Raw genomic sequence first — 18,361 nt, forward strand, 5'->3', positions numbered from 1 at the left:
CCTCCCCCACCGCACAGTCCACGGCTGCGCGCCCAGAGTCAGGACCATACGGATGACCGTGCCCAGGACCGAATCCGAATCCGACTCCTTCGACCGGCGCTCACTGCACGAACGCGTCGCCGCCGATCTCCGCGACGAGATCATGAGCGGCGATCTCGCGCCCGGTGCGAAGTTGCCCTCCACCGCGCGGCTCAAGGAGCGGTTCGACGCGTCGAACGCCACGGTGCAGAAGGCGTTGCAGCTCCTGAAGGACGAGCGTCTGGTCGTCGGGCGCGCGGGTGCCGCCGTGACCGTGCGCGACCGACGCCAGCGCACGGTGCGGCCTGCGGCGTACATGGCTCCGGCGGAGGAAGGGCGGCCGTATCGGTGGCTGACCGAGGCGGCCGGGTTCGGAGGGCGGGCGCACAGTCGGTTGCTGGAGGTGGGGGAGGTGGTGCCGCCTGCCGATGTGGCCGAGGCGATGGGGCTGGCGGACGGGGGTGGTGCCGTGTTGCGGCGGCAGGTGCTGTGCATCGATGACGAGCCGGTGGAGCTCGTCGCGTCGTACTACCCGGTGGAGATCGCGCGCGGTACGGCGATGACGGAGTTCCGCAAGATCAGGGGTGGTACGCCGGCGCTGCTCGCCGAGCTGGGGCACCGGCCTGTGCGCAGCGTGGACCGGGTGTCCGCGCGCGTCCCCACACGGGAACAGTACGAGGTGCTGCGGCTGCCGGGTGATCTTCCCGTGCTGCGCACGCTCCGTGTGGTGTACGGGGTGTGGGGCGATGAGGTCCGCCCCATCGAGGTCACGGTCATGGCGAAGGCCGGGCATTTGTACGAGTTGCAGTATGAATTCTCGGCCGAGTCGGAGCCCGGGTCGGAGCCGGAGTCCGAGTAGCGGGAGGTGGAGAAGGCCGCGCCACGCACCACCTTTGCCGCCTTGGCAACGATGTTTGCCGTTGAGGCCACTCCGGGCGCACTCTCCTCCCCATACCGAGGAGGTAGTGCCATGACTGTGGAAGAGATCCGGAGCGCCCAGGCCGTCCGCGGGCCGGAGGAGCCGTCCTACGACGTCGTCGTGATCGGCGGCGGGGCCGCGGGGCTGGCCGGGGCGCTGGTGTTGGGGCGGGCGCGGCGGTCGGTGCTGGTGGTGGATGCCGGGCGGCCCCGGAACGCGCCGGCTGCGGCTTCGCACGACTACCTGACCCGGGACGGTGTGCCGCCCGCCGAGTTGCTGGCCGCCGGGCGTGCCGAGGTGGCTCGGTATGGCGGTGAGGTGGTGGAAGGGGAAGTGGTCGCGGCCGGGGCGGTGGCGGGAGGGGGGTTGGGTTTTCGGGTCGTGCTGGGTGACGGGTCGGCGGTGCGCGCGCGGCGGCTGTTGGTGACCACCGGGCTCGTGGACGAGCTGCCGGACGTGCCGGGGCTCGCCGGGCGGTGGGGGCGGGACGTGCTGCACTGCCCGTACTGCCACGGGTACGAGGTGCGCGATCAGGCGATCGGGGTGCTGTCCACCGGGCCGATGGCCGTGCGGCAGGCGCTGCTGTGGCGGCAGTGGAGCGCGGATGTGCGGCTGTTCCTGCACTCCGGGCCCGAGCCGTCGGACGAGCAGTACGAGCAGCTCGCCGCGCGGGGCATCGCCGTGGTGGACGGCGAGGTGACCGGGCTGGCGGTGGCCGGTGACGGCCGGCTGGCCGGGGTGGAGCTGGCCGGCGGGACGGTGGTCGGCTGCGAGGCTCTGGTGGTCGCGCCGCGTTTCGACGTACGGGCCAAGGTGATCGACAGCTTGGGGCTGGCGGTGGCGGAGAAGGCCGCGGAGGGCGGGGCCGTGCTGGGTAATTACGTGGTCACGGAGCCCGGTGGCGCGACGGCGGTTCCGGGCGTGTGGGCCGCGGGCAATGTCGCCGACCCGATGGCCAAGGTCGCCGGCGCCGCCGCCATGGGCGTACAGGCGGGGGTGGCGATCAACTTCGACCTGGTCGAGGAGGAGACGCGACGGGCGGTGGCAGTGCGGGAGCGGGCCGCCGCTTGATGGGTTGAGTTGCGCAGCGCTCTTAGGCTCGGGCGGTGTCCGGCGCGGCCGGATGGCCACCCGACGAGGTACGGGAGGTAGCGATGACCACGAATGACGCACCCCGCGGCACCGTCGCCGACGGGTTCGAGGCGGTACGGGACGAGTTCGCCGCGGCCGCGGCCGGGGAAGGGGGCGACTTCGCCGCGCAGGTGGTGGCGTACCGGCACGGCGAGCGGGTCGTGGACCTGTGGACCGGTCCGGAGATCACCGGCGATTCCCTGATCGGCGTGTATTCCGCGAGCAAGGGCGCCGCGCATCTGGTCGTCGCCCTGCTCGTCCAGGAAGGCACGCTGGACCTGGACCGGAAGGTCAGCCACTACTGGCCGGAGTTCGGGGTGGCGGGCAAGCGGGACGTCCTCTTGCGCGAGCTGTTGTCCCACCGGGCCGGGCTGGCCGGTGCGGATGACGGGTTCACGGTCGACGAACTCGCCGACGACCGGGCCGTCGCCGAACGGCTCGCCGCGCAGCGCCCGTACTGGCGGCCGGGGAGCGCGTTCGGCTACCACGCGCTGACCATCGGCGCTCTGAGCGGCGAGGTCGTATGCCGGGCCACCGGCCGGACGCTCCAGGAGCATTTCGCCGAGCGGGTGCGCGATGCCTACGCGGTGGACTTCCACCTCGGGCTTGAGGAGGAGCAGGAATTCCGCGTGCTGAGTACGCAGCCGGTGCTGGAGACGCCTGAGCGGCTCGCCGCGCTGGCGGCGGAGGCGACCGGTGCGAACTCCTTGTCCGGCATTGCCTACAACCGCAACCACCCGCAAAATCCGGAGCTGTGGGAGCTGCCGAACTTCCGGTCCGTACGGTCCCGCGGTCCGGCGTCGTTCGGCGGTGTGGCGTCGGCGCGCGGCATGGCCCGGATGTACGCGGCCGCGATCAGCCCGCTGGACGGCAGGGAGCCGCTGCTGACGCCGGACACCGCGGCACAGTTCGCGCAGATCCACTCCTTCGGCCAGGATCTGGTCGCCCGCGAGCAGAAGGCGTTCGCGGTCGGTTTCCAGGCCACTTCCGAGGTGTATCCGGTGCTGGGCCAGGGCGCGTTCGGGCACAGTGGCGCGGGTGGCCAGCAGGCGTTCGCCGATCCTCGTAACGGGCTGGCTTACGGCTACAACCGTCGGCGGTCTCCGTTTCCTGGGGGCCCTGCCCCGGAGAATGAGCGCCTGATCCGCGCGCTGTATGCGGCGGCCGATCGGCTCCGATAGAGCCTCCGGGGCCATCACCGTGGTGGGCGGCTGGGCACAGGCACTGCTGCCCGGCCGTCTCCCCACTACTCCCCCCACTCCCCGCTACTCCTCCACCACCAGCGCCGGCGTGGACCGCGTAAGGATCTCGCCCCGGAAGAACGCCGGGCTGCGCCGCTGCATGACGAGCATGATGACGAAGCCGGTCGCCAGGAGGCCGACGCCGATGACGAAGACCGAGCCGACGCCGAAGACGGAGCTGCCGGAGCCGTAGGCCGGGTTCCACATGTCGATGAGGGTTTTGGTGAAGACGGCGGTGAGGAGCACGCCGCCGAGGACCGGGAAGACGCCCTTGAAGAGCAGGTCGCGGGCCGAGGCGCGCAGTTCGCGGCGGAAGTACCAGGCGCAGGCGAAGGCCGTGATCGCGTAGTAGAAGCAGATCATGAGGCCGAGGGCGTAGATGGTGTCGATGAGGACGTTCTGCGAGAGGAACGTCATTCCTGCGTAGAAGACGCCGGTGGCGACGCCTGCCGCGATGGTGGCGCGGCCCGGGGACCGGAAGCGCGGGTGGACGCGGGCGAAGGACGGCGGCAGCGCCTCGTACGCGCTCATCGCCAGGACGGTGCGGGCCACCGGGATGAAGGTGGTCTGGAGGCTGGCGGCGGCGGAGGCGAGGACCGCGACGAAGAGGAGTACGCCGAGGACCGGGCCCATCACCGGGGTGGCGAGGGCCGCGAAGACGTTGTCGGCGGTGTCCGGGTTGCCCAGCCCGTGCCCCTTCGTGCCGACGCCGGAGAACATCTGGGCGGCGACGGCGGTCAGCAGGTACGAGCCGATGAGGACGACCATGGCGAGGAGTGCGGCGCGGCCGGGGGTCTTGGCGCTGCCGGCGGTCTCCTCGTTGACGGTGAGGCAGGCGTCCCAGCCCCAGAACATGAAGATCGACAGGGACAGGCCGGCGGTGAAGGCGGAGAAGGACTGGACGGCGAAGGGGTCGAGCCAGGTGAGGGAGAAGTGCAGGGAGCCGGGGAGGCCGCCCGAGGCGGCCTTGGTGAGGGCCATGGCCACGAAGACGGCCAGTACCGCGAGTTGGAGGCCGACCAGGGCGTACTGGACGCCTTTGGTGGCGGTCATGCCGCGGTAGCTGACGGCCGTGGCCAGGGCGATGAAGGCCAGGCACGTCAGGACGTGGGCGGCCTTGTTGCCGTCCAGGGCGGCGATGGCGTCGCTGCCGGTGAGTTCGCCGAGCAGGAGCCAGAAGAAGGAGGTGGCGACGCCCGCCAGGTTGGAGAGCACGATGATCGTGGCGATCACCAGGCCCCAGCCGCACATCCAGCCGATGCGCGGCCCGAAGGCTTTCACGGACCAGGTGAAGGACGTACCGCAGTCGGGAACGGCCTTGTTCAGCTCGCGGTAGGCGAAGGCGACCAGCAGCATCGGCAGGAAGCCCGCGAGGAAGACGGCGGGCATCTGGAGGCCGACCTCGCCGACGGTGGGGCCGAGCGTCGAGGTGAGGCAGTAGACGGGGGCGACGGTGGAGACACCGATGACGGCGCTGCCGAGCAGGCCGACGGAGTTGCCGCTCAGGCCCTTGTCGCGGGTCTTCCCGGTGCCGCCGCCGGCCGTGCCGCCGGCGCTCGTTACCGTGTCTCCGGCCTGGGGCCGGGGGGCTACCTGAACCATGAACAGGACGTTAAGGGCTGCTGTTTCCGCATCGAGGGGCCGAAGATCCACCCCCGAAGGGCGGTGGGGACTTCACTTCTCGGGGTGCTGGGCGGCTATTGATCGCGGTTTGCAAGGCAGGTTGCGCGTTACGGCCGGTAACTTGAAGGCGGAATAGTCGAGTTCCGGACTGCGGGAACCGCAGCCCTGTCCGGTTCGTCCTGATTCAAAATTTTCCCGTGCGGACACGCGGGGGCCGCACGCCCGCCTCACCCCGGCCACACCACCGCCTGCGTCTCGCTGTACGCGTGCAGCGCGTACGAGCCGACATCGCGCCCCACCCCGCTGCGCTTGAAGCCGCCGAACGGGGCCTCCATGTTGCGGCCGACCGTGTTGACCCCGACGCCGCCCGACCGCAGCCTCCCCGCCACCCGGAACGCGCGCGCCACGTCCCCTGACCATACGTAGTCCAGCAGGCCGTAGTCGGTGGCGTTGGCGAGCGCTACGGCCTCCTCCTCGTCGTCGAAGGGGAAGACGACGACCACCGGGCCGAAGATCTCCTCCCGGACCACCCGCATGGTGGGGGTGCAGTCGGCGAAGAGGGCGGGGACCACGTAGAAGCCGCGTGGGAGGGGTGGGCGGTCGCCGCCCGTGATCAGGCGGGCGCCTTCCTTCCGGCCCAGTTCGATGTACGACTCGACGCGGTCGCGGTGCGCGGCGGAGATCACCGGGCCGACGACCGTGTCCGCCGAAGCCGGGTCGCCGACCGCCAGCCGCGACGCGTACGCGGCCAGCTTCTCCACCAGCCGGTCGTGGATGCCGCGCTGGGCGAGCACACGCGTCGGCGCCGTACAGATCTGGCCGCTGTAGAAGGAGTACGTGGTGCCAATGCCGGCGACGGCCGCGTCCAGGTCGGCGTCGTCGAAGACCAGCGCGGCGCCCTTGCCGCCCAGTTCCATCAGCTGGCGTTTCATGCCGCGTCCGCACACCTCCGCGATGCGCTGCCCGACGGCCGTGGAGCCGGTGAAGCTGACCATGTCCACGTCCGGGGAGTCCACCGCGGCCTCGCCGATCTCCGGGTCCCTGCCGGTCACGAGGTTGAGGACGCCTGGTGGCGCGCCGGCCTCGTCCAGCGCCTCCTGGAGCGCCTCGGCCAGGCGGTGGACGGAGAGCGGGTCCTGCGGCGCGGGCTTGACCACCACCGTGTTGCCCATGGCCAGGGCGGGCGCGATCTTGCCCGCCGGGTTGGCCCAGGGGTTGTTGTACGAGGTGATGCAGGTGACGACGCCGACGGGACGGCGGACCGCGAGCGCGCCGAGGACCGCCGCCTTCCCGAACGGGCCCGACTCGTTGATCTGCGGGGGCAAGGGGGTCTCCACCGGCTCCAGCGCTCCGCTCGCGTACCGCTTGAGGCGGGCGATGGCGACGCCTACCTGCATCGCGCGGGCAGTGCCGGTCGTCGCCCCGGTCTCCGCCCGCGCGAGCCGCGTGTACGGGCCGACGTTGCGCGCCAGGATTCCGGCGGCGCGGTCGAGCACCCGCGCCCGGGTCTCGGGCGCCGTGCGCGACCAGGGACCGAACGCCTCGCGCGCCGCGCGGGCCGCCGCGTACGCCTGGTCGCGGCCCGCCTCCGCCGCCAGCCCGACGGCCTCCTCGGTCGCCGGGTCGGTCACCTCGTAGTGGCCGTGGTCGGGTGCCGTCCACTCGCCGCCGATCAGCAGGCGCTCGGGGGATACGTCGGCGGGCGCGCTCACCGTGTACCCACCGTCTCGGTGTCCCGGCCCGACCGCAGCACCTTTCCCGGTACCGCGCCGGTCACCGCGCCGTCCCGTACCGTCTCGACGCCGTTGACCCGTACGCTCACGATCCCGGCGGCCTCCGCGTGCAGCCGCGGGCTGTCCCCCGGCAGGTCGTGCACCAGCCGGGCCGGGCCGGCGTCGATCCGCTCCGGGTCGAGGAGGACGAGGTCGGCGTGGTGGCCGACGGCGATACGGCCGCGGTCGCGCAGGCCGAAGAGCCGGGCCGGGTCGTCGGTCAGCATCCGTACGGCCTGCTCCAGCCCCACCAGTTTCCGGCCGCGCAGGCAGTCGCCGAGGAAGCGCGTCGTGTACGGGGCGCCGCACATCCGGTCCAGGTGGGCGCCCGCGTCGGAGCCGCCCAGTATGACGTCCTCGTGCTGCCAGGTGCGCTGCCGCAGCGCCCAGCTGGCCGGGTCGTTGTCGGTGGGCATCGGCCACAGGACGGTGCGCAGCCCGTCCTCGGCGCAGATCTCCACCAGGGTGCGGAAGGGGTCCTGGCCGCGTTCGGCGGCGATGTCGCCGACCACCCGGCCGGAGAGTCCCTGGTTGGCGGCGGAGTACGTGTCGCCGATGACGTACCGGGCGAAGTCGGTCAGCCGCCGGAAGACGCCCGCCTCCTTGCTCGCCGCGCGCCGCAGCAGTTCCTCCCGTACGGCCGGGTCGCGCAGCCGGGCGATGCGCTCCGGTACGGGCAGGGCGAGGACGTCGCCCCAGCCGGGGATGAGGTTGAGGGCGCAGAAGGTGCCCAGCGACATGTTCATGGGGGTGAGGATGGGCATGGTGAGGGCGACGATGCGGCCGCCCGCCTTGCGGGCGCGTTCGCTCGCCTCCAGTTGGCGGGGCACCCGTTCCGGTACGGCGCTGTCGATGGTCAGCACGTTCCAGTTCAGGGGGCGCCCGGCGGCGGCCGACATCTCGACGAGCAGGTCGATCTCCTCGTCCGCGAACCGGTCGAGGCAGCCCGCGACGATCGCTTCGAGCTGGGTGCCCTCGTGGTCGGCGACCGCGCGGGACAGGGCGAGCAGTTCGGCGGGGCGGGCGTGCCGGGAGGCGACCGGCTCGCCGTCGCCGTCGGCATGGGTCGAGGACTGGGTGGTGGACAGGCCCCAGGCGCCCGCGTCCATGGCGTCGTGGAGGAGCCGCAGCATCGCGTCGAGCTGGGCCCCGGTGGGCTGTCCGCCGATGGCGTCCGGGCCCATGACGTGGCGGCGCAGGGCGCAGTGGCCGACCATGAAGCCCGCGTTGACGGCGGTCCTGCCTTCGAGGGCGTCCAGGTACTCGCCGAAGGTGGACCAGTTCCACGGCGCGCCCTGTTCCAGTGCCGCCAGCGACATGCCTTCGACGCGGCTCATCATGCGGCGGGTGTAGTCGGCGTCGCCGGGGCGGCCGGGGTTGAGCGGGGCGAGGGTGAAGCCGCAGTTGCCGCCGGCGACGGTGGTGACGCCGTGGTGCATGGAGGGGGTCGCGTAGGGGTCCCAGAAGAGCTGGGCGTCGTAGTGGGTGTGCGGGTCGACGAAGCCGGGCGCGAGGACGAGGCCGTGGGCGTCCTCGGTGGTTCTCGCGGGGTCGGTGATGCGGCCGATGGCGGCGATGCGCCCCTGGTGGACGGCGAGGTCGGCCTGGTACGCGGGGGCGCCGGTGCCGTCGGCGACCGTGGCGCCCTTGATCAGGTGGTCGAGCATCCCGGGAAGCCCTTTCGCTCGGAACGGCCTGGTCAGGCGGCGGCCTGCCGGAAGCGGGCGGTCCGGTGGACCGGGTCCGTGTCGATCTTCGGGATGACGTGCTCGCCGATGAGGCGGATGGTGGTGAGGGTGTCCTCGGGCGAGACGCCGATGGGCAGGCCGAAGGAGAGCTGGTCGGCGCCGGCCTGTTCCCAGCGCTTGCACTGGCGGAAGACCTCGTCCGGGTCGCCGCAGATCATCAGCTCCTCGGCGATCAGCAGCTCGATGATCTCCTCGGTGTACTCGGGCAGCAGCTCGGGCCACTCCGGGATGCCCTCGGGGCGCGGGAAGGTGTCGTGGTAGCGGAACAGCAGCGACTGGAGGTAGTTCAGGCCGCCGCCCACCGCGATCTCGACGGCCTTTTGGTGCGTCTCGGCGCAGATGGCGGTGGAGGTGACCATGACGTTGTCGTTGACGTACGCGCCGACCGGCTCGGCCCGCTCGACGGCCGTCTTGTACGACTCGACGACCCACTCCATGTCGGCGACCTTCTGCACGCTGAAGCCCAGCACGCCCAGGCCCTTCTTCCCCGCCATCGCGTACGAGGAGGGCGAGCCGGCCGCGTACCACATCGGCGGGTGCGACGCCCCGTACGGCTTGGGCAGGACCTTGCGCGGCGGCAGCTGCCAGTGCTTGCCCCGGAAGCCCTGGTATTCGTCCTGGAGCCACATCTTGGGGAACTCGGCGATGGTCTCTTCCCACAGCTCCTTGGTGTGGTTCATGTCGGTGACGCCCGGCATGAACCCGAGGATCTCGTGGCTGCCCGCGCCGCGCCCGGTGCCGAACTCGAAGCGGCCTCCGGAGAGGTGGTCGAGCATGGCGGCCTTCTCGGCGACCTTGACCGGGTGGTTGACCGGGGCGAGCGGGTTGAAGATGCCGGAGCCGAGGTGGATGCGCTCGGTGGCGTGGGCGAGGTAGCCCAGGTAGACGTCGTTGGCGGACAGGTGCGAGTACTCCTCCAGGAAGTGGTGCTCGGAGGCCCAGGCGTACTTGAACCCCGACCGGTCGGCCTGGATGACGTACTCGGTCTCCTCCATCAGCGCGTGGTGCTCCGCCTCGGGGTCGACCTTCGCGCGCGCGGCAGGCACATATCCCTGTACGAACAGCCCGAACTCCACGGTGGTTCACCGTCCCTCGTCCGCTCCGGCAGCGTCGCCTGACGCACCGTCAGGTCGGGCTCGACTGTCGCACCGGGCGCCCGCACCGTCAATAGCTGACGGCCCATCAGGTAACGGCGTCCAGGTGCGGGGCCACCCCGGTGGCGAAGGCCGCCATCTGGTCGGTCAGCTCCGTACGGCTCCGGCTGCGGAACCGGACCTGGATCTGCCGTACGCCCATCGCCCCGTACGCGCGCAGCGACTCCGCCAGCCGCTCGGGCGGCCCGGTGAGGGTGCGCCTGCCGACCTCCCAGGACGGCTCACCGACGTACAGCGGCTCGGTGATGGCGCCGGTTTCGGCGGGCGTCCTGATGCCGGCCTCCTCACGCAGCTGCCGCAGCCTCGCCAGCTGCGCCGGGAGCCGGTCCCTGCTGCCGCCCTGCGGCAGCCAGCCGTCGCCGCGTACCGCGGCCCTGCGGACGGCCGCGGGCGAGGAGCCGCCCACCCAGACCGGCGGGCGCGGCACCTGCGCGGGGCGCGGTGCCTGCCCCAGCCCCGTGAAGGCGATCCGCTCCCCCTGGAAGGAAGGGAACTCCTGTGGCCCGAGGGCCGCCTTCAAGGCGTCGATCGCCTCGTCCAGCAGGGCGCCGCGCCGCGTGAAGTCCACGCCGAGGGCGTCGAACTCCTCCCGTACGTGTCCGGCGCCGACTCCGAGGATCAGCCGCCCGCCCGAGAGGTGGTCGAGGGTCGCGTACTGCTTCGCGGTGATCAGCGGGTGCTTGAGGGCGACCACCGCGACGTGGCTCAGCAGCCGTACGCGTACGGTGGCCGCCGCCAGGTAGGAGAGGGTGGCGACCGGGTCGTACCAGACCGTGCCCATCGCCGCGGCCAGCCGCCGCGGGATCGCGACGTGCTCGCAGCAGGCGAGGTAGGCGAAGCCGTGGCGGTCGGCGGTGCGGGCGATCTCGACGAGGTCGGCGGGCCCGGCCCCGGCCTCCCAGGACTCCGCGTAGAGGGTGCTCTGCGACTGCACCGGGAGCTGCATGCCGTAGGCGGTCCGCCCTTCGGGCAGCACCCGCACCCCGTCACCGGCGGCGTCGTTCCGTATACCGCTTCCCGTCCCACTGCCCATGTTCACGCCCCCACCCCGACCTGACGGCCCGTCACCGACGATTGTCGGTCATGGTGTTGGCTACGGCGTCGGCAGACAAGAGGTACGGGCGTCAGGGCCTGAGGTGAGCGGGCAGCGAGCAGGCCGCGGTGCCGCCGGGCATGCGGTGCCGGTTGTCGGCGACCAGGCGGTAGACGACGTGGGCGAGCTGCCGGAGCGGCGGCAGGGTCAGCAGCGCACCGGGCACGGACCAGACCCCGCGCGCGCTCATCAGCAGCTTGGCGACCGCCTGCGCCCCGCCGTACACGGTGCCCGCCGGGGTGATCCACAGCACCTCGTGCTCGGCCTGCTCCTGGGTGACGCCGAGCGCTTCCAGGTCGGTGAACTGCCAGGCCGTGACGGTGCAGCGGGGGCGGATGCGGCGCTCGGCGAACCGCACGGAAGTGGTGCAGAAGCCGCAGTCTCCGTCGTAGACGAGTACGGGTCGTGTCCTCATGCACCCATCATGCCGGGGGCTGATCGGGTACGGCGATCCGCTCCCCCTCGTCCGCCGCCGCCCGCAGCAGCAGGTCGGCCAGCTCGCCGGGGCAGGACAGCATGGGCCAGTGCCCGGTGTCGAGGTCGAAGAAGCCGTACCGCGGGTCGGCGAACGCCGCGAAGCGCGGGTCGCCGGACGCCACCAGGGCGCGGAGGGCCGCGGTGCTGGTGACGTTCTTGGTGCAGAAGATGCCGGTGGCGGGCAGGGCGGCCGCGGCGCCGGTCAGCCGGATCGGCTGGGTGAGGGTGGCCAGGGGCTGCGGCGCGGCGAGGCGGGCCAGCCGCTCCCGGCCCTCCTCCGAAATGCCGTCCAGGCTGCCCCAGATGTCGGTCTCCTCGAAGGCCGGCGGCGGCAGCCGCCAGCCGTCGCCGTGTTCCTGGGCGCGGCGCCGCAGCCGTTCCCGTACGGCCGGGTCGGGCAGCGCGTCCAGGACGGACGCGCCGTCGGTGGGCAGGCCCGCGTCGACGTACACGAGGCGGGCCAGGCGGCCCGGGTCGCGGTCCGCCGCGCCCAGCGCCGGGTAGGCGCCGTAGCAGTGCGCGACGAGGACCGTCTCCGCCGCCCCGCCCGGCTCGCCGGCGTCCTCGTGGTCCAGTACCTGCACCACGTCCTCGATGTGGGTGTTCAGGTCGGTGCCGGGGCCTGACAGGTGGCGGCGGTCCCCCATCCCGGTCAGTGTCACCGGATGCGCCCGGTGTCCCGCCGCGCGCAGGTGGTCCGCCACCTCCTGCCAGCTCCAACCTCCGGTGTACCCGCCCGACACCAGCACGAACGTCGTCATGTGCGCCACCTCCAGCCCCCGTGGGGCACGGCCCGTGCGGGCGGCCGGCCGCCCGCACGTCCCATCGTGACCGCACATGCGCTCCCGCGGGGAGAATCCGGGCGTACGAATCCGGCGCGCCGCCGGGGCGCCCGGGGCCGCTGCCTCGCGGGGGCGTGCGGGTGCCTACGCGCCCGCCCACAGCCCGTCCGGGGTCAGCCCCAGGAGGTCGATGGCGTTGCCCCGCACGATGCGCTCGACCACGTCGGGCGCCAGATGCCCCATCTGGGTCTCGCCGACCTCCTTCGACCGGGGCCAGGTGGAGTCCGAGTGCGGGTAGTCGGTCTCGTACAGGACGTTGCCGGCGCCGATCGCGTCCAGGTTGCGCAGGCCGAAGGCGTCGTCGAAGAAGCAGCCGTACACGTGCCCGGCGAACAGCTCGGAGGGCGGCCGCAGGACCTTGTCGGCGACGCCGCCCCAGGCGCGGTTCTCCTCCCAGACCACGTCCGCGCGCTCCAGGATGTACGGGATCCAGCCGATCTGCCCCTCCGCGTACATGATCCGCAGCCCGGGGAAGCGGTCGAAGGCGCCGCTCATCAGCCAGTCGACCATCGAGAAACAGCAGTTCACGAAGGTGATGGTGGAGCCGACGGCGGGCGGCGCGTCGGCCGACGTGGAGGGCATCCTGCTGGAGGAGCCGATGTGCATGGCGATGACGGTGCCGGTCTCGTCACAGGCCCGCAGGAAGGGGTCCCAGTCGCCGGTGTGGATGCTGGGCAGCCCCAGATGTGGCGGGATTTCGCTGAAGCAGACCGCCCGTACGCCCCGTTCCGCGTTCCGGCGCACCTCACGCGCGGCCAGCTCCGCGTCCCACAACGGGACCAGGGTGAGCGGTATGAGGCGTCCGCCCGCGGCCGGCCCGCACCACTCCTCCACCATCCAGTCGTTGTAGGCGCGCACGCCGAGCAGCCCCAGTTCGCGGTCCTTGGCCTCCGTGAAGGTCTGGCCGCAGAAGCGCGGGAACGTGGGGAAGCACAGGGCGGACTGGACGTGGTTGACGTCCATGTCGGCCAGCCGCTCCGGCACGCTGTAGGAGCCGGGGCGCATCTGCTCGTAGGTGATCCCTTCCAGTTTGATGTCGTCGCGCGCGTAGCCGACGGCCGTGTCCAAGCGGGTGAGGGGGCGGTGCAGGTCCTCGTAGACCCACCAGTCGGCGACCGGTCCTTCGTCCCCGGGGCGGCCCATCTTCGGCGCGAACCGGCCGCCGACGAAGGTCATTTCCGTCAGTGGGGCCCGCACGATGCGCGGGCCGATGTCGTGATATTTCGCGGGGAGCCGGTCCCGCCAGACGGTGGGGGGCTCCACTGTGTGATCGTCCACCGAGATTATCTTCGGAAAACTCTCCATCTTTTTACCGTAGCGCTGAGCTGACGGCCCGTCAGCAAAAAAGTGACGCGGGAGAATACATGCAGGTGGCACGGGTCTGCGCCGGAATCGATCGCCACGCGGCCGCTCAGGCGGCTGAGCAGCGACGCTCGGCACCGCGCCCCCGCGCGGACCGCGCACGGGCAGGTGCACGCGCATCCGCACGGGAATCCGCACCGGCACCCACCCCGGAGCCACAGCCGCCGCCAAGCCGAACACCAGCCCGAAACACCGGGCGTGCAGAGACGGTGCCGACACCCGACCCCTACTGACGTAAGGGGCTGCGACAAGGCAGACTGGCCGATGCGAACGAAGTGCACAGGGCAGGGGGACACCATGGACGACGGTCCGGGGCAGGGCCAGGAGCGGCTCCGCTTCACCGTGCTCGGTCCCGTACGGGCCTGGCGCGGCGAGACGCCACTGGCGGCCGGCTCCCCGCAGCAGCGCGCGCTGCTGGCCGCCCTTCTGCTGCGGGGCGGACGCACCGCCACCGCCTCCGAACTCGTCGACGCGCTGTGGGGCGACGAGCCGCCGCACGCCGCCCTCGCGGCGCTGCGCACCTACGCCTCCCGCATCCGCAAAGCCCTCGGCGCGGACGCGGACACCCTGGTCAGCGAGTCCGGCGGCTACGCGGTACGGCCGGTGGACAGCCACCCGCTGGACCTGGACCTGGACCACGCCGAGCAGTACGCGGCCGAGGCCGAGAAGGCCAAGGCGTCCGGCGACCGCTGCCGCGCCCGCGACCTCCTGGACGCCGCACTGGCCCTGTGGGACGGCGAGCCGCTGGCCAACCTCGCCGGGCCGTACGCGGAAAACCAGCGCACCCGCCTGGAGGAGTGGCGGCTCTCCCTCATGGAGACCCGCCTGGAGCTCGAACTCGAACTGGGCTGCCACGCCGAGGCCGTCTCGGAGCTGACCGCGCTGACCGCAACCCACCCCATGCGCGAGCGCCTGCGAGAACTCCTCATGCTCGCGCTGTACCGCAGCGGCCGCCAGGCCGAGGCACTCGCCGTATACGCCGATACGCGCCGTCTGCTCGCGGACGAACTGGGAGTCGACCCCTGTGCGTCCCTCTCCGAGCTCCAGCAGCGCATCCTGCGCGCGGACGCCGAGCTGGACGCGCCCACACCACCGCCCGAGGCCCAGGACCCGGCCGAGCCGGTGTTCCGCCGGCCACAGCAACTTCCGGCCACCGTAGCGGACTTCACCGGACGCGTCGCCTTCGTCACCGAACTGAGCGAACAGCTCGCCACCGCCGAGGGCCGCGTCATGGCCGTCTCGGCGCTCACCGGCATCGGCGGCGTCGGCAAGACCACCCTCGCCGTGCACGTCGCGCACGCCGCCCACTCCCACTTCCCGGACGGCCAGCTCTACGTCGACCTCCAGGGCGCCGGGCACTCCCCGTCCGACCCGGAAGCGGTGCTCGGCGCGTTCCTGCGCGCGCTGGGGACACCCGACGCCGCCATCCCGAACGGCGTCGAGGAACGCGCCGCCCTCTACCGCTCCGCCCTCGCGGGCCGCCGGGTGCTCGCCCTCCTGGACAACGCCCGCGACGCCGCCCAGGTCCGCCCGCTGCTGCCCGGCACGGAAGGCTGCGCGGCCCTGATCACCAGCCGGGTCCGGATGATAGACCTGGCCGGCGCGCACCTGGTCGACCTCGACGTGATGAGCCCCGACGAGGCCTTCACCCTCTTCACCCTCATCGTCGGCGAAGAGCGCGTCAACGCCGAGCGCGAAGCCTCCATGGACGTGGTCGGCGCCTGCGGCTTCCTGCCGCTGGCCATCCGCATCGCCGCCTCCCGGCTGGCGGCCCGCCGCACCTGGACCGTGTCCGTCCTCGCGCGCAAACTGGCCGACGAACGCCGCAGGCTCGACGAGCTGCGCGCCGGCGACCTCGCCGTGAACTCCACCTTCGAACTCGGCTACAAGCAGCTCGAACCGCGGCAGGCCCGCGCCTTCCGCCTCCTCGGGCTGGCCGACGGGCCCGACATCTCGCTCGCCGCCGCGGCCGCCCTGCTCGACATGGACACCGACTCCGCCGAGGTGCTCCTCGAATCGCTCGTCGACACCTCGCTCCTGGAGTCCGCGGCCCCCGGCCGCTACCGCTTCCACGACCTCGTACGCCTCTACGCCCGCTCCTGCGCCGAACGCGACGAGCAGCCGCCGGCCGAACGCGAGGCGGCACTGTCCCGGCTGCTCGACTTTTACCTGGCAACCGCCGCCCACATGTACACGCTGGAGCGCCCCGGCGACCGCCTGGCCGACCACACGGAGACCCCGCACTACCCCGGCCTGGAATTCACCGACCGCGCCGAGGCACTGAGCTGGCTGTTCAGCGAGACCCGGTGCCTGATCGCCTGCGCGCTCCAGCACACCGGCGAGAAGGCCCTGCGGCGCGCCGTCGACCTGCTGCTGCTCTCCCGGGACATGGCCGAGTCCGGTGCCAACAACCACCAGTACGAGCAGGCGAACCTCACCCTGCTGGCCGCCGCGCGCCGGGCCGGCGACCAGCACGCGGAGGGGCGCGCCCACTGGGCGCTGTCCCCCATCTACACCCAGTCCGGCCGGCTCAACGAGGCCGACGAGCACGCCAAGCTGGCCACCTTGCTGGGGCTGGCGGCAGGCGACTCCTACGTAGCCGCCAACGGCCCGAACGACCGCGGCATCATCGCCAGCATCCAGCACAACCACGAAGCGGCCGAAGGGTACCTGACCCAGGCCCTGTTCGCCTTCCGGGAGAACAACAACAAGCAGTCCGAGGCGAGCGCGCTGTGCAACCTCTCGCGCCTCCACCTCGACACCGGCCGCGTGGAAAGTGCCGTCCGGCTCGCCGAACAGGGCACCGCCTGTTACCGGGAGGCGGGCGCCACGCGCCGGCTCGGCAATGGCATGTACGCGCTAGGCATGGCCTTGACGCTCGCCAACAGACTCGACGAGGCCACCCAGCAGCTGACCGACGCGCTCGCCATCTTCCGCGACAGCCGGCAGCGGTTCTGGGAGGGCATGACGTACCTCAGGCTCGCCGAGGTCGACCTCGCGGCGCACCGCCCGGCCAGCGCGGCCAACTACGCCGAGCAGGCACTCTCCGCACTACGGGGGATCGGCGGCGGACGCTGGCGGGCCAACGCCCTGACCACACTGGGGCATGCCCTGAACCAGATAGGACACACCGGCCGCGCGAAGGTCTGCTGGCAGGAAGTGATGTCCATCCACGAGCAGATGGGCCTGCCCGTCGACAGTGAGGTACACAATCTCATCGCCCCTGTCGCAGTGGCGTAAAGGCCGCTCCGACCACGGGCTTCGGGCGTTTATCGATCGTTCATCGCGAGGGGCCACTCTCTAATTACCGATCCGCCGCCTCGGGGGGCAAGCGGCTCGGTGACCAAGGCCCCACCGTAAGGTGTCCGGCCCTGGTCCACCCGTCCGGCGACCCACGGGGGAGTTGCCGGCCGGGTGGACCGATTGCGCCCAACCAACGGAGTTGATCACCTTGAGCTCTCAGAACCAGGCTCGCAAAGGCGACGACAAGGACATCGTCAAACCTCTGGACAGCAATCGCCCCATTCAGCCGATGGACAGTAACCGTCCGATCCAGCCCATGGACAGTAACCGTCCCATCCAGCCGATGGACAGCAATCGTCCGATCCAGCCCATGGACAGCACCCGGCCTATCCAGCCCATGGACAGCAACCGGCCCATCCAGCCGCTGGACAGCAATCGCCCCATCACCGAGAGCCCGGCTGTCGCCGACGACAGCACCAGGCCCGCACCGGGTGAAGGCGGCGTGGTCATGATGGACAGCACCAGGCCCATCGCCGACCCGAAGTAACGAGCCACCGCGCACAGACCCGGCCGGGCGGGCCACGGGGGAATCGACGGCCCGCCCGGCCAGGGGGAAAAACAAAGACCCACTGTGGGTCCGGCAATCCGGGGGATCGGGGGATCCGGGGGGATTGCCGAATCCGGGGATCGGGGGATCCGGGGGGATCCGGGGGATCGCGGGGGCCGGTTTCGATGGCATCGAGGGGGGAGCCATCGAAGCCGGTCCCCGCGGCATACCCGCAGACACACACGAACTCCCCATTTTTACGGCGTTTTCCAGCCGGGGGGATCGAACACACGCCTCACCAGAAGCTAGCGTCACAGAACACGGGATTCCCCCACGGAGGAGTTGGACATGAGCTGTATCAAGCGCACCCTCGTCACACTCGCCTTCACCGCCGCCGTCGCAGGCGCCGCAGCGGTGCCGGCAGTGGCATCCGACGGCCACACCCCCAACAGCCCCGCCCGCATCGGCGCACCGGACACCAACCGCCCGATACCCGCCACGGTGACCCCGGACACCAACCGCCCGGACACCGGCGACAGCGCCGTGGTCCTGGACACCAACCGCCCGGACACCGGAAGCGTCGCCGTGCCCCTGGACACCAACCGGCCGTAACCCGCCGGCCCCGTCCGGGCCGCACCACGTACGCCGGGGGGCCGGGACAGGTGAGGCCGGCCCCCCTTCCGCACAGGGCGGGCTACCCGACCACCCCCATGTCCGCCGACAACCACCGCTTCGGCCGGAGCCGGATCGTCACCGACGGCCCCAGCGTCGGCAGGACGTCCTTCATGTACGCGGCCGCCGCCTCCGGGGCGAGATAGCGCTCGGTCATGTCTTTCAACTCCGTGTCCGTCGACGGCTCCACCGACACGACCTCACCCTCGACCGACACATAGCGGACCGTCGGCGCGACCCGGTCCACCATCACCGAGAACCGCCCGGCCGCCGCGATCAACTGCGCCTTGCGCGAATCACGCTCGGTCGTGATCCACAACTCTCCGCCCGGCTCGTACCCGTACCAGATCGGCACGGTGACCGGCGCACGGTCCTCCTCCCCCGACGCCACGGACAACGCGCCGACGTGCGGCTCGGCCAGGAACCTCTCGCGCTCTTCGATACTCAAGGGCATGACGTCTCCAAGCGTGTGGGTGCGATGCGGTGCGTTGTGTCCAACGTTCTGTGCGGGCGCGATGT

15 protein-coding genes are annotated in these 18,361 nt (G+C 71.7%); 6 read left to right on the forward strand and 9 right to left on the reverse strand.

The features are described 5' to 3' along the window. The first annotated feature begins 52 nt into the window (after positions 1–52). The 3 genes from ACH4OW_RS19250 to ACH4OW_RS19260 all read left to right on the forward strand — a co-directional run bounded on the left by ACH4OW_RS19250 (position 53) and on the right by ACH4OW_RS19260 (position 3,249). Entirely contained in the window at positions 53–877 is an 825-nt protein-coding gene (locus ACH4OW_RS19250) for a GntR family transcriptional regulator (protein WP_398029136.1), read from the forward strand. Between the two features lie 111 nt (positions 878–988). Beyond that, positions 989–2,008 carry an NAD(P)/FAD-dependent oxidoreductase gene (locus ACH4OW_RS19255; RefSeq protein WP_398029138.1) on the forward strand — a complete coding sequence of 340 codons (1,020 nt, stop codon included), beginning with the start codon at positions 989–991 and terminating at the stop codon, positions 2,006–2,008. A gap of 83 nt (positions 2,009–2,091) precedes the next feature. Continuing rightward, a complete protein-coding gene (locus ACH4OW_RS19260; RefSeq protein WP_398029139.1) occupies positions 2,092–3,249 on the forward strand; it encodes a serine hydrolase domain-containing protein in 1,158 nt (385 codons plus the stop codon). A gap of 84 nt (positions 3,250–3,333) precedes the next feature. On the opposite strand, the gene ACH4OW_RS19265 is transcribed toward ACH4OW_RS19260, so the two are convergent. The 8 genes from ACH4OW_RS19265 to ACH4OW_RS19300 all read right to left on the reverse strand — a co-directional run bounded on the left by ACH4OW_RS19265 (position 3,334) and on the right by ACH4OW_RS19300 (position 13,323). Then, positions 3,334–4,911, reverse strand: a complete 1,578-nt coding sequence (locus ACH4OW_RS19265) for an APC family permease (RefSeq protein WP_398029141.1) — start codon at positions 4,909–4,911, stop codon at positions 3,334–3,336. Between the two features lie 248 nt (positions 4,912–5,159). Next, positions 5,160–6,644 (reverse strand): aldehyde dehydrogenase family protein, encoded by a 1,485-nt coding sequence (locus tag ACH4OW_RS19270; RefSeq protein WP_398029143.1) that lies wholly within the window; start codon positions 6,642–6,644, stop codon positions 5,160–5,162. Beyond that, positions 6,641–8,371: an amidohydrolase family protein gene (locus ACH4OW_RS19275; protein ID WP_398029145.1), complete on the reverse strand. Its 1,731-nt coding sequence runs from the start codon at positions 8,369–8,371 to the stop codon at positions 6,641–6,643. Before ACH4OW_RS19275 ends, ACH4OW_RS19270 begins: the two co-directional genes overlap by 4 nt. Before the next feature lie 32 nt (positions 8,372–8,403). After that, a complete protein-coding gene (locus ACH4OW_RS19280; protein WP_398029147.1) occupies positions 8,404–9,528 on the reverse strand; it encodes an LLM class flavin-dependent oxidoreductase in 1,125 nt (374 codons plus the stop codon). 106 nt (positions 9,529–9,634) lie between these two features. Beyond that, a complete protein-coding gene (locus tag ACH4OW_RS19285) occupies positions 9,635–10,639 on the reverse strand; it encodes an LLM class F420-dependent oxidoreductase (RefSeq protein ID WP_398029485.1) in 1,005 nt (334 codons plus the stop codon). 91 nt (positions 10,640–10,730) lie between these two features. After that, complete coding sequence (locus ACH4OW_RS19290; protein ID WP_398029149.1) at positions 10,731–11,114, reverse strand: thiol-disulfide oxidoreductase DCC family protein; 384 nt, start codon at positions 11,112–11,114, stop codon at positions 10,731–10,733. Between the two features lie 7 nt (positions 11,115–11,121). Continuing rightward, complete coding sequence (locus ACH4OW_RS19295; protein WP_398029151.1) at positions 11,122–11,937, reverse strand: alpha/beta fold hydrolase; 816 nt, start codon at positions 11,935–11,937, stop codon at positions 11,122–11,124. A 165-nt stretch (positions 11,938–12,102) separates the two neighbouring features. After that, positions 12,103–13,323 carry an amidohydrolase family protein gene (locus ACH4OW_RS19300; RefSeq protein ID WP_398029153.1) on the reverse strand — a complete coding sequence of 407 codons (1,221 nt, stop codon included), beginning with the start codon at positions 13,321–13,323 and terminating at the stop codon, positions 12,103–12,105. A 354-nt stretch (positions 13,324–13,677) separates the two neighbouring features. Here ACH4OW_RS19300 and ACH4OW_RS19305 point away from each other — a divergent pair, with 354 nt between their 5' ends. The 3 genes from ACH4OW_RS19305 (at position 13,678) to ACH4OW_RS19315 (ending at position 17,782) form a co-directional block, all read left to right on the forward strand. After that, entirely contained in the window at positions 13,678–16,620 is a 2,943-nt protein-coding gene (locus ACH4OW_RS19305; protein WP_398029155.1) for an AfsR/SARP family transcriptional regulator, read from the forward strand. 211 nt (positions 16,621–16,831) lie between these two features. Then, the gene (locus ACH4OW_RS19310) at positions 16,832–17,170 is read left to right on the forward strand and encodes a laminin G (protein ID WP_398029157.1); all 339 of its coding nucleotides are present in this window, start codon (positions 16,832–16,834) and stop codon (positions 17,168–17,170) included. 348 nt (positions 17,171–17,518) lie between these two features. Next, a complete protein-coding gene (locus tag ACH4OW_RS19315; RefSeq protein ID WP_360129718.1) occupies positions 17,519–17,782 on the forward strand; it encodes a hypothetical protein in 264 nt (87 codons plus the stop codon). 82 nt (positions 17,783–17,864) lie between these two features. Here ACH4OW_RS19315 and ACH4OW_RS19320 read toward each other — a convergent pair whose 3' ends face one another. After that, on the reverse strand, positions 17,865–18,296 hold the full coding sequence (locus ACH4OW_RS19320) for a pyridoxamine 5'-phosphate oxidase family protein (protein WP_398029159.1): 432 nt from the start codon (positions 18,294–18,296) through the stop codon (positions 17,865–17,867). Positions 18,297–18,361: the final 65 nt, after the last annotated feature.

It is taken from the genome of Streptomyces sp. NPDC017056 (assembly GCF_044332485.1).
Classification (GTDB): Bacteria; Actinomycetota; Actinomycetes; order Streptomycetales; family Streptomycetaceae; genus Streptomyces.

What these genes read in the sequence shown, in the direction of transcription:
- ACH4OW_RS19290 (WP_398029149.1), bottom strand. Translation starts at nt 11,114, where the DNA reads ATGAGGACACGACCCGTACTCGTCTACGACGGAGACTGCGGCTTCTGC.
- ACH4OW_RS19250 (WP_398029136.1), top strand. Translation starts at nt 53, where the DNA reads ATGACCGTGCCCAGGACCGAATCCGAATCCGACTCCTTCGACCGGCGC.
- ACH4OW_RS19260 (WP_398029139.1), top strand. Translation starts at nt 2,092, where the DNA reads ATGACCACGAATGACGCACCCCGCGGCACCGTCGCCGACGGGTTCGAG.
- ACH4OW_RS19305 (WP_398029155.1), top strand. Translation starts at nt 13,678, where the DNA reads ATGGACGACGGTCCGGGGCAGGGCCAGGAGCGGCTCCGCTTCACCGTG.
- ACH4OW_RS19275 (WP_398029145.1), bottom strand. Translation starts at nt 8,371, where the DNA reads ATGCTCGACCACCTGATCAAGGGCGCCACGGTCGCCGACGGCACCGGC.
- ACH4OW_RS19255 (WP_398029138.1), top strand. Translation starts at nt 989, where the DNA reads ATGACTGTGGAAGAGATCCGGAGCGCCCAGGCCGTCCGCGGGCCGGAG.
- ACH4OW_RS19295 (WP_398029151.1), bottom strand. Translation starts at nt 11,937, where the DNA reads ATGACGACGTTCGTGCTGGTGTCGGGCGGGTACACCGGAGGTTGGAGC.
- ACH4OW_RS19285 (WP_398029485.1), bottom strand. Translation starts at nt 10,639, where the DNA reads ATGGGCAGTGGGACGGGAAGCGGTATACGGAACGACGCCGCCGGTGAC.
- ACH4OW_RS19315 (WP_360129718.1), top strand. Translation starts at nt 17,519, where the DNA reads ATGAGCTGTATCAAGCGCACCCTCGTCACACTCGCCTTCACCGCCGCC.
- ACH4OW_RS19300 (WP_398029153.1), bottom strand. Translation starts at nt 13,323, where the DNA reads ATGGAGAGTTTTCCGAAGATAATCTCGGTGGACGATCACACAGTGGAG.
- ACH4OW_RS19320 (WP_398029159.1), bottom strand. Translation starts at nt 18,296, where the DNA reads ATGCCCTTGAGTATCGAAGAGCGCGAGAGGTTCCTGGCCGAGCCGCAC.
- ACH4OW_RS19265 (WP_398029141.1), bottom strand. Translation starts at nt 4,911, where the DNA reads ATGGTTCAGGTAGCCCCCCGGCCCCAGGCCGGAGACACGGTAACGAGC.